Genomic DNA, 13,681 nt, shown 5'->3' on the forward strand with positions numbered 1-13,681 from the left:
GATTCGGATCGTCCCCAATTGTCGGCGTCTGCCCCGGGAGGCAGTGATGAGCGAGTGGACCTCGCGGTATCCCACCGGCGTACCGTGCTGGGTGGATCTGGGCGTGCCCGATGTCGCGGCCGGACTGGCCTTTTATCGCGGTTTGTTCGGCTGGGCCGGGGAGATCGGGCCGGCCGACGTGGGTCACTACACGACCTGCACGCTCGGCGGGCGACCGGTCGCCGGCCTGCTGGGGCGTCCGCCCGAACAGGAGGGGCCCGTCGCCTGGACCACCTACCTCGCCGCGGACGACACGGACGCGGTGATCGAGCGGGTCCGCGTGGCCGGCGGCACCGTGCTGGTGCCGCCGATGGACGTGCGGACGTTCGGCCGGATGGCGGTGGCCGCCGACCGCACGGGTGGCGTGTTCGGCGTCTGGCAGGCGGGCGACCACAACGGCGCGGGGGTGATCAACGAGCCCGGCGCGGTGGTGTGGAACGAGCTGTACACACCGGACGGCCCGCGGGCCAAGGAGTTCTACGCGGCGGTGTTCGGCTTCACCTACGAGGACATGTCCGACGCCGACTTCGACTACGCGACGTTCCACGTCGACGGCGAGTTGCGCGGCGGCGTGGCGGGCGGACGCAACGGCCCGCCACCGCACTGGGCCACGTACTTCGCGGTGCGCGACGCGGACGAGACGGTGGACCGGGTGGACGAGCTGGGCGGCAAGGTGCTGCGCGGTCCGGAGGAGTCGCCGTACGGCCGGGTCGCCGCGGTGCAGGATCCGCAGGGCGCGGTGTTCAACGTGATCGCGGTGGCGTCGAATCCGAATGATCCGCAATAGCCCGCCTGGTCCGAATCCGCGACCGAAGCCCCGAACGGGCCCGCCACTCCGACCGGAAACCACTCCACCCTTGAGCCAAACAGGTGACGTAGAGTCGAGCTCGACGGGCTCCCGTCCGGAAACGGGGTCCGGGATCGGCGGGTACCCGTGCGCCTACGTACACACGGATCGCGTCGCCCGCGGCCTTCCCCGGTCGGGAGACGCATCTTCGTTCGACCATCGAGGGGGTCCATTTTCATGGGCAAGCTGTTCAAGATCGTCCTGCTGCTCGCCGCCGCCGCGGGCGTTGCGCTCGTGGTGTCCAAGAAGCGCAACCAGGCCTGAGCCGGCTCCGGTTCATGCCGAAGGGGACGGTCTCCGTGCGGAGACCGTCCCCTTCGGCATGAGCGGGCCCTGAAGCCGCGCCCTAGGCGCGAACCTCCAGAAGCGGGATCGACTGTTCGGCCGAGGTCATCGAGCCGTGTACGCCGGTGAGTCGCGACTCGCCCGGTTCGCGGCGGGAGGCCACCACCGCGATGTCGCCGAAGGCCGCCGCGACGATGTCGCCGATCCGCGCGCGCACCCGGTCCTCGACGACCGGCCCGAACCAGCCGGACTCGATCGCCTCGTCGCGGGTGAGCACCCACATCTGGTCGCCGAGCATGTCGTCCCAGATCGCGTGCACGTCCCTGGTGGCACCCGGCCGCGTATAGATGTGCCGGGCCCGGGACTCGCCGCCCAGGAGAGCGACGCCGGCGGACAGGCCGGGGTCGGTGTCCACGTCGACGCGCTGCTCGGGGGCCACGTCGACCATGCCGTGGTCGGCGGTCACGTACAGGACCGAGTCGGCGGGCAGCCCCTGGGCCATCGCCCGGACGACACCGTCGATCCGGCGCAGTTCGGCCCGCCACTCGGGCGAGTCGACGCCCATGCCGTGGCCGCACCGATCGAGCTCGCTGGCGTAGGTGTACACCAGCACCGGGCCGGGGTGGGCGAGTTGACGGTGCACCCCGCGGACTCTGGGGTCGCCGAATTCGGCGCCGACGTAACGGCCGCCGTCGAGCACCGCCTTGGTCAGCGGGGTGTGTTCGAAGATGACGTCGTTGACCTGCGCGACCCGGATGCCGGCGGCGGCGGCCCGCTCCAGCACGCTCGGGTACGGCTGCCAGTCCCGCGGCCGGATGTCGTCGACCCAACGCAGTTGGTTCATCAGCCGGTTCTCGCCGGGCACCGCCACGGAGTAGCCGACCAACCCGTGCACGCCGGGGGTCAGTCCGGTGCCGAAGGAGGCGAGGCTGGTCGCGGTGGTCGCCGGGAAGCCGGCCGTCAGCGGCCGGCCGCTGCCCGCGAACGAGGTGCCCAGGAGCGAGTGCAGATACGGCGCCTCGACCGGGTGCGCCCGCAGCAGGTCCCAGCCCAGGCCGTCGATCAGGAACACGCACGCCGCGCGGGCGGGCGCGAGGCCGAGGATGTTCGCCTCCCCCGGCATGCCGAGGGAGGCGGCTATCGAGGGCAACAGGTCGGACAACGCCCCGGTCCCGTAGCGAGGCAACGGGACCGGGGGTTGTTCGTCGAACCAGACGGAAGCGCTCACTGGTTGATGCCGGCCACTGCCTCGGACAGCGCGCGGGCGAACGTGAGGGTGCGCTCGACCGCTTCGGGACCGTCGGCGGCTTCGCTGACCCGCAGCGAGAGGTCGTCGGCAGTCAGCGAACCGGTGTAGCCGTGGTCGACCTCACAGTTCGGGTCGGCACAACCGGCCGGTTCGAGGTCGATCCGGCCGACCGCGCCCCACCCGATGGTGAGCACGGCTTCGCGCGGCGGGGCCCCGGGAACGTACTCGGCGGGGTTGCCCACGACACGACTGACCACGACCGACTCCAGTCGGTCGATCCGCACCGTCTCGGTGGACGTCGTCGCGTAAGGGGTGGGCGAGGTGTCGTCCGGCGCGTGTTCGTCGGTGTGGCTGACCAGAAAACGGCCTGGCGTGAGCACCAGAACGGTGATGTGGCGGCGGACCTCATTGGAATCGAACGTGGTCTCCTGGTGCACCAGGAAAGCGTCGACCGGCTCGGTGCCGATCGTGGACTCGACCGCGTCGGCAACGAGGCTCGGGTAGTAACCGCTGCGCTCGATGGCCGTGCGCAGCCCCTGGGTCGAGGTGGTGGTCTTAGCCATACCCCCCATCCTGGCACCTCCGAGGGCGCACGTGCGCCATCCGCCCCGGGTGAAGGTCGGGTTACGCACACGCCGTTGCCCAATGGTGACGGTTTGTCGACGTAATGACAGGCCCGAACGGGTGAGGTGGATGCGCACTGTTGGTACCACTTCTACGGATCGCCACCGTGCGCCTTCCGTGCGCCCTCCCGGTGGGCGGCTCGGCGGGGTTGACTGATCTCTCGAGAGGCCCGACCGGGGCAACAGGGACGCGCCGTCGACACGGTGGCGCCGGTGGATCTCTCATGGCACTCGGGCCCCCGGGCGGGGGAACGAGTGACACCGCCTCACCGCCGGGGACACTCGGGGAAACGACCGGCACGGGGCGGCGCGGTCCGGAGAGCGTCGAACGGCATGAAATGCGCAGCCATGTGGAGGGTAGGCGCGGAGGGGCATGCCGCGGAGCGGATCCGGCCTGGAGCCGCCGTCGTACGTAGGTGCCACAGCTCGGGGTGGCATGTGAGTACGGCGGCGGTTCCGCATGTCCACGGGTGCGGCTCTCGCGTCGATCCGCGCGAGCGGGTCCGCCCTCGGCGCGATCGCCGCTACGGTCGGGACAGTGACCTGGGGCCCAGGTCGGTGCGGGCGGGCGGACGGGACAGGCGGATCTGCGCGCCCAGCACGTGTGCGCCCTCGGCCGCCACCACCACCGGGTTCAGCGCGACCGACGTCACCTGCGGCAGGTCGTCGGCCAGCCGGGACAGCCGCAGCAGGACGTCCTCCAGCGCCGACACGTCCACCGGGCGGGCGCCGCGGTAGCCGAACAACATCGGTGCCGCCCGGACTTCGCGGACCAGATCCGCCACGTCCTGGTCGGTGGCGGGCACCAGTCGGTGTGCCACGTCGCCCAGGAGTTCGGTGGCCGGCCCGGCCAGCCCGAAGGTGAGCACCGCGCCGAACGATTCGTCGTAGGTCAGCCCGAGGTCGGTCGCGATCCCGTGCGGCGCCATCGACTGCACCACCAGTCGGGCCTGGTCCGGGCCGCCCAGGCGGGCGGTCATCTCCCGGAACACCCGGCGCAGTCCGGCCTCCGCGCCGATGTCCAGGCGCACCCCGTCCACGTCCACCCGGTGCCGCAGATGTTCGGCGATCGTCTTGAGCGCGACCGGGTAGCCCAGTTCGGTCGCCGCGCGGATCGCCGCGTCCTCGCTGTCCACCCGCACCGCGGGCAGCAGCCGGATGCCGTAGCAGTCCAGCAGGTCGGCGGCGTCCGCCGGGGACAGGCCCACCGCGTCCGCCGCGCCGAGTCGGGCCCGGACCAGCGCGCGGGCCTGGTCGGTGCGTACGTCGGGGTGTTCGGGCACCGAGCCGGTGGGCCGGCGGCGCCACGCGGCGTAGCGCACCACCTCGGCGAGGGCGCGGACCGCGTTCTCCGGGGCCGGGTAGGAGGGCACCGAGCCGAGCGCGGGCACCCCGTCCGCGTCCAGGCGGCGCAGTTGGGTGGGCAGGCCCTCGTGGGCGAGGTAGGTGGTCAGCAGCGGTTTGCCGATCTCCGCCGCCTGTCCGGCCATTTCCGCGATCGTGCTCGCCACCTCGTCGCCGGAGGTGGTCAGCGGCGGGATGAACACCGTGATCACCGCGTCCGTCTCGGGGTCGGCCAGTGCTTCGGCGAGCGCGTCGCGGAAGTCGTCGGCGGTCGCGGAGGTGGTCAGGTCGACCGGGCGCCGCGGGTTCAGGCCCGCGCTGGCGCACGCGTCCTGGGTGAGCAGGCCCAGCGAGTCGGAGTTGCCGATGATCGCGATCCGGTCGCCGGCGGGTAGTGGTTGGTAGGCGAGCAGTTGGCCCACGTCGAAGAGTTCGGCGACGGTGGGCACGCGGATCACGCCCGCCTGCCGAAAGAGTGCGTCGACCGCCGAGTCGGGCAGGGTCAGGGTGCGGGTGACGTGCCCGAGGGGGACGCCCTGGGTGTGCCGTCCGGACTTGACCGCGACCACCGGCTTGGCCCGGGAGACGCGTCGGGCGAGCCGGGTGAACTTGCGCGGGTTGCCGATCGATTCCAGGTGCAGCAGGACGACGTCGGTGGCCGGGTCGTCCTCCCAGTACTGCAACAGGTCGTTGCCGGAGACGTCGGCGCGGTTGCCCGCCGACACGAACGTGGACAGGCCGATGCCCCGGCTCACGGTGGACTCCAGGATGGCGATGCCCAGCGCGCCCGACTGGGCGAACATGCCCACCCGGCCGCGGCGCGGCATCCGGGGCGACAGGCTCGCGTTGACCAGCAGGTCCGGGTCGGTGTTGAGCACGCCCAGGCAGTTCGGTCCGATCACCCGCATGCCGCGCCGGCGGGCGGCGCGGACCAGACGCCGCTGGCGGTCCCGGCCCTCGGGGCCGGTCTCGGCAAAGCCGGAGGAGACCACGACCAGGCCGTGTACGCCCTTGCGCCCGCACTGTTCGACCACCTGGCGCACCGCGTCCGCCGGGACCGCCACCAGGGCCAGGTCCACGTCCGCGGGGATGTCCAGGACCGAGGCGTAGGTCGGCACGCCGTCGATCGGCTCGCTGCCCGCCTTCGGGTTGACCGCGTACAGGTCGCCGGTGAACTCGCCGGCGCGCAGGTTGGCCAGCAGGGTGTTGCCGACCGTGCCCTCGTGTCGGCTGGCGCCGATCACCGCGACCGAGCGCGGGGTGAGCAGGCGGGCGATCGAACGCGCCTCGGCCCGGTGCTCGCGCCCGAGCATCACGCCCAGCGAGGTCTCGGTGGGCGCGAGTTCCAGGGTGAGCCGGACCACACCGTCCTCGAACGCGGACTGTTGGGTGTAGCCGGCCTCGGTGAACACCGTGACCATCCGGCGGTTGGAGGGCAGTACGTCGGCCACGAAACGGCGGATGCCGCGCTCGCGGGCGACCGCGGCGATGTGTTCGAGCAGGACCGACGCGACGCCGCGGCCCTGTTGGTCGTCCTGGACCAGGAAGGCCACCTCGGCGGTGGAGGAGCGGCCCTGCGGGCCGGTGCGCACCGCGCGCCCGTCCGGACCGATCCGGTCGTAGCGCACGATGGCGACCATCTCGTCGCCGACGAACAGTCCCAGACCCACCCGGTCCACCCAGTCGTGGGTGGTGAAGTGTCGGACGTCGCGGTCGGACAGCCGGGGGTAGGGCGTGAAGAAGCGCAGGTACTTCGACTCGGCCGAGACGCGCGCGTAGAAGTCCACGAGGCGGCCGGCGTCATCCGGGCCGACCGGGCGCACATGGGCGGTCGCGCCGTCGCGCAGGACGACGTCGGCCTCCCAGTGCTCGGGGGGCTTCGCCGGCGGATCTGCGGTGTCGGTGGGCTCCACGTTTGCGAGGCTAACCCCTGCGGCGCGCCGCCGGTGCCTTCCGGGCGCCCCGACTCGGTTGGTGTCCACCGCACCTGATAGACCATCAGATACCGTGCCCGGTCTCGCCTCAGGAGGTAACCCATGTCCGCTCAGGGCCTGTCCGCCGCTTTTCCCGTCGCCGACATGGCCGCGGCGGTGCGGTTCATGACCGCGGTACTCGGTGCGGAACCGACGTTCGTCGACGGTGAGCGCTGGGCGCAGTTCGACGTGAACGGCGGCCGACTGGCGCTGGCCGGCACCGACCGCGAGGGCGACTCGGCGTCGGTCATGGTCAAGGTCGCCGACCTCGACGCGGCCCTGGTGCCGCTGCGCGAGGGCGGATTCACCGTGGGTGAGTCGGTCGAGGGGCCGCACGAGGTGCGGGTGCGGGTGACCGGTCCGGACGGCTGGGCCGCCGTGCTGTATCAGCCGCGGCGCTGATCGCCGGTCGGGACGGGACGGCGGTTGCCATGATCATCGGAGTATCCGAGCGCCGAGGCGAGGCCGAACCGCCGCGTCCCGGTGCGTATGCGGTGCCGCTGCCGCTCGCGCCCGGTAGCGTCCTACCGGTGAACGGCTTGCGAATCCTTCCGGAGGTCGCGGACGCACTCGCCGCGGGCCGACCGGTGGTCGCCCTGGAGAGCACGATCATCGCGCACGGGTTGCCCCGCCCGGACAACCTGCGGATCGCGCGCGAGATCGAGGGCCGGGTCCGGGCCGCGGGCGCGGTCCCGGCGACGATCGCGATCGTGCACGGCCGCCCTTCGATCGGCCTGGACGCCGAGACGCTCGAATTCGTCGCCACGTGCACGGATGTACTCAAGGCCGGCATGCGCGATCTGGCCCTGGTCGCCGCGCGCGGCGGGCACGCCGCGACCACCGTGGGGGCGACCGCGCATCTGGCCCACCAGGCGGGCATCCGGGTGTTCGCCACCGGCGGCCTGGGTGGGGTGCACCGCCAGGCGCGGGAGAGTTGGGACGAGTCCGCCGACCTGGTGGCGTTGACCCGGTGCGGGCTCGTCGTGGTGTGCTCGGGGGTCAAGTCGATCCTGGACGTGGGCGCGACGCTGGAACGGCTGGAGTCGCTCAACGTCCCGGTGACCGGTTTCGGCACCCACGCGTTCCCGGGGTTCTACCTGGTCGACTCCGGCCATCGGCTGGAGTGGCGGGTGGACACCGCGGACGAGGTGGCCGACGTGGTGCGGGCACACGAGGCGCTCGGACTGGGACGAAACGCCCTGGTGGTGGCGAACCCGGTGCCGCGGGCCGACCAGTTGGACCCGGAGCTGCACGACCGGGTGCTGAATCGGGCGTTGGCCGCGCTGACCGACAAGGGCATCCGCGGCAAGGCGGTCACCCCGTTCCTGCTGGACTACTTCCACCGCGAGACCGCCGGCGCCAGTCTGACCGCCAACATCGCCCTGATCCTCGACAACGCGGCTCTGGCCGCCCGCATCGCCCAGGCCCTGACCATCGCCTGACCCCCTTCCCGGGCCGTGACCGCCGGCGGCGCGGCGGCCCGGGCGGCGGATCCCACCCGCGGGTGCGTCGCGCACCGATTTCTCCGGCTTCCGGGCTCGATCGTTGACCCCCCGAACGGGTGGTGCGAGGGTGCGTTCCGGTACCGACGACGCGATGCTGCGGTACGGCGACCGCACGACAGACGGAGGAATTCGGCGATGACGACGGGTGCGACCGAGGCTTTTCGCGCAGCGCGCGACTTCCTGCTCGAACACCGCGAGGACCAGCCCACCGCGTGCCGGGACTTCCCGCGCCCCGATCCCACCGAGTTCAACTGGGCGCTCGACTGGTTCGACGTGATCGCCCGCGGCAACGACACCACCGCGTTGTGGATCGTGGCCGAGGACGGCACCGACACCAAGGTCTCCTTCGACGAACTGGCCCGACGCTCCGACCGGGTCGCCGGTTGGTTGCGCGCCCGGGGGGTCCGGCGCGGCGACCGGGTGCTGCTCGTGCTCGGCAATCGGGTCGAGTTGTGGGAGGCGATGCTGGCCGCGATGAAACTGGGCGCGGTGATCATCCCGGCCACCACGATGCTCGCACCGGCCGATCTGACCGACCGGGTCACCCGAGGCGATGTCGCGCACGTGATCGCCGAGTCGGCGGTGACCCCGGGCTTCGCCGAGGTGCCGGGTGCCTGGACCCGGATCGCGGTGGGCGAACCGACGCCGGGCTGGCTCTCCTTCGCCGCCGCGCACGACGGGTCCGACGGCCACGACGCGGACGCGGTGTTCGTACCGGACGGCCCGACCGCCGCGACCGACCCGCTGCTGTTGTACTTCACCTCCGGCACCACCGCGCAGCCCAAGCTGGTGGGCCACACCCAGACGAGTTATCCGATCGGGCACCTGTCCACGATGTACTGGCTGGGTCTGCGTCCGGGCGACACGCACCTGAACATCTCCTCGCCCGGCTGGGCCAAGCACGCCTGGAGCAACTTCTTCGCCCCGTGGAACGCCGGGGCCACGATCTTGATCGTGCGTCAGGAGCGGTTCGCCGCGCGTCCGTTGCTGGACACCATGGTGCGCTGTGGGGCGACCTCGTTCTGTGCGCCGCCGACCGTGTGGCGGATGCTGGTCCAAGAGGACCTGGGCGCGTGGCGCACCGCGCTGCGCGAGGTGATCGGCGCGGGCGAGCCGCTCAACCCGGAGGTCATCGAACAGGTGCGGACCGCCTGGGGGTTGACCATCCGGGACGGCTTCGGGCAGACCGAGACCACCGCGCAGATCGGCAACGCGCCCGGGCAGGAGGTCCGGCCGGGCTCGATGGGCCGACCGCTGCCCGGCTACACGGTGGCCCTGGTCGACCCGATCTCCGGCGAGGTGGTCACCGGGACCGATGCCGAGGGTGAGATCTGCCTCGAACTCGCCGCCCGCCCGCTGGGCCTGATGACCGGCTATCTCGACGACCCGGAGCGCACGGCCGAGTCGATGCGTCACGGCTTCTATCACACGGGCGATGTCGGCACTCGGGACGCGGACGGCTACATCACCTATGTGGGCCGCTCCGACGACGTGTTCAAGGCGTCCGACTACCGCATCTCGCCGTTCGAGCTGGAGAGCGTGCTGATCGAGCACGAAGCGGTGGCCGAGGCCGCGGTGGTGCCCTCGCCGGACCCGGTCCGGCTGGCCGTGCCGAAGGCGTACGTGGTGCTCGCGCCCGGGCACGAGCCGACCCGCGAGACCGCGCTGTCCGTCCTGCGGCACGCCCGTGCCGTGCTCTCGCCGTACAAGCGGGTCCGCCGGATCGAGTTCGCGGAGTTGCCCAAGACCATCTCGGGCAAGATCCGCCGAGTGGAACTACGGGGTCGAGAGCGCGAGTTGCACGACGGCGATCAGGCCGGACGGGGCGAGCTGGAGTGGTTCGAGGAGGACTTCCCGGAGCTCAAGGGCAACTGACCGCGCGCCGGGGCCGAGCGGGATCGACTCGGCCCCGGACGGCGGATCAGATCTTGTCGGCGATCAGCTTGGCGATCGCGATGTGCTGTGCACGCGGCAGGTCCTTCGCGGCGGGTGCCAGGCTCACGTGCATGTCGACGATCAGGTCGCCGTGCGCCTTGGCGAAGTAGACCTCGGGCACACTGGGCGCCGGGTAGCTGCCGGTGCCCGGCACGTACAGGGTGGGGATCGGGCCGAGGTCGGTGATCGGCTTGCCGTACTTGGCCACGGTGTTGTTGGCCACGACACTCTCCGGGGTGTCGGCGAGCTTGCTGCTGCGCATGAAGTACTGGATGGTCACCAGCCCCGCGTCACCGGGTCCGTAGTAGCGGCAGGTGCGCAGCGTGTCGTCGTTCTTGGTGCGGGTGACCTCGGTGCCCAGCACGCCCTTGAGTTCGGCGGGCGTGAGCAGATTGCAGAACGCCTTGGGGTCGAGGTCGACCGTGCCACCGGGCTTGCCGGTGGCCGGGGCCGTCGCGGGTGTGTTGCCCTTGCCCCCGCCGGGCGTCGTGGCCGGCGCGCCGGTCGCGCCGCCGCTCGCACCGCCGGTCGATCCGCCGCCCGCCTGAGGCGCGGTCGTGGCGGAGTCCTTCTTCTTGTCGTCGTCGCCCTTGGCCTTGTCGACCAGGCCGCATCCGCTGGAGAGCGCGATGACGGAAGCGGCGATCAACAGTCCCGAAAGGGCAGGCTTGCGCAGATACAACGTGATTCTCCATCCCCGTGGCGCGATCGGCCGCCGCCACCCCCCTGGATGCGTGACCGTTCGTCACGATGGCGCCGATCCCGCGGTGTTGCCGATGCGTGTGTGCGGCAGAGCGAGGCTAATGCACGAAATCGCCGGCCGCTGGAGTGGCGGGTGGCGATACCGTGGCGGTTGTGACCAGCACGCTGCGTGATTCCGAGGGCCTCATCCGCAAGGCGACCTTCGGCTGGGGTGGTGCCCGCGTCGCGCTGGGCGTGGTCGCGCTGCTCGATCCGCCGCGGGTGGCCCGGCCGTGGATCGGCGACGACGCGGACCGCACCGGGGCCCTCGTGTTCGCCCGCGCGCTCGGCGGACGCGACCTCGCGCTGGGCGCGGGCGCGATGTTCGCGGCGGTGCGCGGTGAGCCGATCCGGGCCTGGGCACTGGCCGCCTCGGCGGCCGACCTCGGCGACACGCTCATCACCTACGGGCACCGCCGGCGACTGCCCCGCGGCCGGCGGGCCTTCATCGCGGCCCTGGCCGGTGGCTCCGCGCTGGTCGGCGTGAGCCTGGCCCTCGCGGAGCGGCGGCAGGGCGGCCGCTAGGTTCGGCGCATCTCGCGGCTCGGCGGGCACCGCGAACGCAACGGGTGGGCCGGGCGCGACCATCGCCGACCCGACCCACCCGCCACCGCACCGACACCCGCCGGGGCGGGCCGGCCTCGAACTAGCCCGCGACCTCGCTCGCCAGGCGTCGCTTGTTCCAGTAGGCGACGACCTCCAGCAGGAGCCCCGCGGCGACCGCGAGGCCGACCGCGGTCCACGGCATCCGGGTACCGACCAGCTTGAGCTCGAAGAAGTCCTGGAGCCACGGCACCGTGAGCACCGTGGCGAACCCGGCGCCCATCACCAGCACCAGCGCCACCCGCCACCAGGTGTACGGGCGGGCGATGATCGCCAGCACCCACAGGCCGACCAGGAACAGCGTGAGCGTCGCGATCGACGTCTCGGCCGTACGCGTGGCGTCCGTCGCGCCGTAGTGCGAACGGGCCAGCAGGTACGCGGTGAAGGTCGCCGTGCCGGCGATCACGCCGGAGGGGCCCGAGTAGCGCAGCACCCGCTTGACGAAGCCGGGCCGGGCCCGTTCCTTGTTCGGTGCCAGCGCCAGGAAGAACGCCGGCGTGCCGATGGTGAACCAGGCCAGCAGCGTCAGGTGCCGGGGCAGGAACGGGTAGGGCACGTTGGCGATCACGACCAGGATGGCCAGGAGCACCGAGTAGGCGGTCTTGGTCAGGAACAGGTTGGAGACCCGCTCGATGTTGCCGATCACCCGGCGACCCTCGCCGACCACCGAGGGCAGCGTGGCGAAGCTGTTGTCCAGGAGCACGATCTGCGCGACGCCCTTGGTGGCCTCGCTGCCCGAACCCATCGACACGCCGATGTCGGCGTCCTTGAGCGCGAGCACGTCGTTGACGCCGTCGCCGGTCATCGCGACGTTGTGGCCGCGCGACTGGAGGGCGGCGACCATGTCCCGCTTCTGCTGCGGGGTGACCCGGCCGAAGACGGTGTTGGCCTCCAACACGTCCGCGAGCTCGTCCTGGTCGGTGGGCAGCGTACGGGCGTCCACCGGGTGGTCGGCGCCCTTGATGCCGAGCTTGGCGGCCACCGCGCCGACCGAGATCGCGTTGTCGCCGGAGATCACCTTGGCCGCCACGCCCTGGTCGGCGAAGTACTCCAGCGTCGCTCCCGCGTCGTGCCGAAGTCGCTGCTCCAGCACCACCAGCGCGGCGGGCGTGACGTCGGCGCCGTCCGGGCCGCCGACGAGCGCGTCGACGGTGTCGGCGAGCGAGGCGTCGGTGCGCACCAGCAACAACACCCGCAGGCCCTGGGCGCCCAGCCGTTCGGCGTCGGCGAGCAGGTCGCCGTGCGCGTGCGTGGTCACCAGCACCTCGGGGGCGCCGATCAGCCAGGTGGCCCGGGCGCCGGACGCCTCGAAGGTCGCGCCGCTGTACTTGCGGGCGGAGGAGAACGGCACGCTCTCCACCGACGTCCAGCCGGCCTGCGCCGGGCACTCGTCGATGATCGCGGCCAGACTCGCGTTCGGCCGGGGTTCGGTGGTGCCGAGCGCGCCGAGCGCGGCGCGCACCGGCAGGCCCTCGGCCAGTTCGCGGACCTCGGCGACGTTCATGCCGCCCTCGGTGAGCGTGCCGGTCTTGTCCAGGCAGACCACGTCGACCCGGGCCAGGCCCTCGATCGCGGGCAGTTCCTGGACCAGGCACTGCTTGCGACCCAGCCGCACCACGCCGACCGCGAAGGCCAGCGAGGTGAGCAGCACCAGGCCCTCGGGGACCATCGGCACGATGCCCGCGATCATCCGGGTGACCGCCTCGCGCCAGGTGGTGTCCTCCAGCCGGTACTGGCTGACGATCAGCGCGACCGAGGCCGGGAAGAGGATCCAGGTGACGTACTTGAGGATCGTGCTGATGCCGTTGCGCAGTTCGGAGGCGACCAGGGTGAACTTGCTGGCCTCCTCCATGAGCTGCGCGGCATACGCCTCGCGCCCGACCCGGGTCGCGGTGAACGCGCCGTTGCCGGCCACCACGAAGCTGCCGGACATCACCGGATCGCCCGGACGCTTGATCACCGGGTCGGCCTCGCCGGTGAGCAGCGACTCGTCGATCTCCAGGTTGTCCGCCTCGACGACCACGCCGTCCACGGCGGCCTTGTCGCCCGCGCCCAGTTCGATCACGTCGTCCAGCACCAGGTCCGAGGGGGACAGCGCCACGGCCTGCCCGTCCCGGCGCACCACCGGCTTGGACTCGCCGATCACCGCGAGCCGGTCCAGGGTGCGCTTGGCGCGCATCTCCTGGATGATGCCGATCCCGGTGTTGGCGATGATCACGAAGCCGAACAGGCCGTCCTTGACCGACCCGACGGACAGGATGATCAGCCACAACACGCCGATGACGGCGTTGAACCGGGTGAAGACGTTCGCCTTGACGATCTCGGCCGTCGAGCGGCTGGAACGCACGGGAACGTCGTTGACGTCTCCTCGTGCGACCCGCTCCGCGACATCCGCGGCGGTCAGTCCGACGCCCAGGGGCACGTCGGGTTCGCTTTTGTCGGGTCTGTCGACCGGCGGGATGGCTGTCGTCTCTCCGGGCCCGGCGCCCGGCAACGGCTGAGTCATGGGTCTACCGTAAGTGTCCGGGGAAACCGCG

Annotated in this window: 10 protein-coding genes; 5 read left to right on the forward strand and 5 right to left on the reverse strand. The window is 71.8% G+C overall.

Annotated elements, in window-relative coordinates; genetic code table 11:
- Nucleotides 1–46: 46 nt before the first annotated feature.
- The gene (locus ACH4U8_RS02050; RefSeq protein WP_395775565.1) at nt 47–826 is read left to right on the forward strand and encodes a VOC family protein; all 780 of its coding nucleotides are present in this window, start codon (nt 47–49) and stop codon (nt 824–826) included.
- A 406-nt stretch (nt 827–1,232) separates the two neighbouring features.
- Here ACH4U8_RS02050 and ACH4U8_RS02055 read toward each other — a convergent pair whose 3' ends face one another.
- The 3 genes from ACH4U8_RS02055 to ACH4U8_RS02065 form a co-directional block, all read right to left on the reverse strand.
- Nucleotides 1,233–2,399: a nucleotide pyrophosphatase/phosphodiesterase family protein gene (locus ACH4U8_RS02055; protein WP_360312895.1), complete on the reverse strand. Its 1,167-nt coding sequence runs from the start codon at nt 2,397–2,399 to the stop codon at nt 1,233–1,235.
- Nucleotides 2,396–2,983 carry a DUF5998 family protein gene (locus tag ACH4U8_RS02060; protein WP_161365428.1) on the reverse strand — a complete coding sequence of 196 codons (588 nt, stop codon included), beginning with the start codon at nt 2,981–2,983 and terminating at the stop codon, nt 2,396–2,398. Before ACH4U8_RS02060 ends, ACH4U8_RS02055 begins: the two co-directional genes overlap by 4 nt.
- A 584-nt stretch (nt 2,984–3,567) precedes the next feature.
- Nucleotides 3,568–6,300, reverse strand: coding sequence for a GNAT family N-acetyltransferase (locus tag ACH4U8_RS02065; RefSeq protein WP_395775566.1), 2,733 nt, complete (start codon nt 6,298–6,300; stop codon nt 3,568–3,570).
- A 123-nt stretch (nt 6,301–6,423) separates the two neighbouring features.
- On the opposite strand from ACH4U8_RS02065, the gene ACH4U8_RS02070 reads away from it, so the two are divergent.
- The 3 genes from ACH4U8_RS02070 (at nt 6,424) to ACH4U8_RS02080 (ending at nt 9,740) form a co-directional block, all read left to right on the forward strand.
- Nucleotides 6,424–6,762: a VOC family protein gene (locus ACH4U8_RS02070; protein WP_360312891.1), complete on the forward strand. Its 339-nt coding sequence runs from the start codon at nt 6,424–6,426 to the stop codon at nt 6,760–6,762.
- 29 nt (nt 6,763–6,791) lie between these two features.
- Nucleotides 6,792–7,802 carry a pseudouridine-5'-phosphate glycosidase gene (locus ACH4U8_RS02075; protein WP_395775567.1) on the forward strand — a complete coding sequence of 337 codons (1,011 nt, stop codon included), beginning with the start codon at nt 6,792–6,794 and terminating at the stop codon, nt 7,800–7,802.
- Between the two features lie 198 nt (nt 7,803–8,000).
- The gene (locus ACH4U8_RS02080) at nt 8,001–9,740 is read left to right on the forward strand and encodes an AMP-binding protein (protein WP_395775568.1); all 1,740 of its coding nucleotides are present in this window, start codon (nt 8,001–8,003) and stop codon (nt 9,738–9,740) included.
- Between the two features lie 46 nt (nt 9,741–9,786).
- Here ACH4U8_RS02080 and ACH4U8_RS02085 read toward each other — a convergent pair whose 3' ends face one another.
- Complete coding sequence (locus ACH4U8_RS02085) at nt 9,787–10,482, reverse strand: hypothetical protein (RefSeq protein ID WP_360312885.1); 696 nt, start codon at nt 10,480–10,482, stop codon at nt 9,787–9,789.
- Nucleotides 10,483–10,655: 173 nt separating this feature from the next.
- Between ACH4U8_RS02085 and ACH4U8_RS02090 the strand changes: the two genes are divergently transcribed.
- A complete protein-coding gene (locus tag ACH4U8_RS02090; protein ID WP_360312883.1) occupies nt 10,656–11,066 on the forward strand; it encodes a hypothetical protein in 411 nt (136 codons plus the stop codon).
- Between the two features lie 121 nt (nt 11,067–11,187).
- Here ACH4U8_RS02090 and ACH4U8_RS02095 read toward each other — a convergent pair whose 3' ends face one another.
- Nucleotides 11,188–13,650 (reverse strand): HAD-IC family P-type ATPase, encoded by a 2,463-nt coding sequence (locus ACH4U8_RS02095; RefSeq protein WP_360312881.1) that lies wholly within the window; start codon nt 13,648–13,650, stop codon nt 11,188–11,190.
- Between the last annotated feature and the right edge of the window lie 31 nt (nt 13,651–13,681).

The organism is Embleya sp. NPDC020886, from assembly GCF_044333915.1.
In the GTDB taxonomy this organism is placed as follows: domain Bacteria; phylum Actinomycetota; class Actinomycetes; order Streptomycetales; family Streptomycetaceae; genus Embleya.

Excerpts from the sequence above, each read along its gene's own strand:
- ACH4U8_RS02050 (WP_395775565.1), top strand. The coding sequence starts at position 47 with ATGAGCGAGTGGACCTCGCGGTATCCCACCGGCGTACCGTGCTGGGTG.
- ACH4U8_RS02060 (WP_161365428.1), bottom strand. The coding sequence starts at position 2,983 with ATGGCTAAGACCACCACCTCGACCCAGGGGCTGCGCACGGCCATCGAG.
- ACH4U8_RS02070 (WP_360312891.1), top strand. The coding sequence starts at position 6,424 with ATGTCCGCTCAGGGCCTGTCCGCCGCTTTTCCCGTCGCCGACATGGCC.
- ACH4U8_RS02075 (WP_395775567.1), top strand. The coding sequence starts at position 6,792 with ATGATCATCGGAGTATCCGAGCGCCGAGGCGAGGCCGAACCGCCGCGT.
- ACH4U8_RS02080 (WP_395775568.1), top strand. The coding sequence starts at position 8,001 with ATGACGACGGGTGCGACCGAGGCTTTTCGCGCAGCGCGCGACTTCCTG.
- ACH4U8_RS02095 (WP_360312881.1), bottom strand. The coding sequence starts at position 13,650 with ATGACTCAGCCGTTGCCGGGCGCCGGGCCCGGAGAGACGACAGCCATC.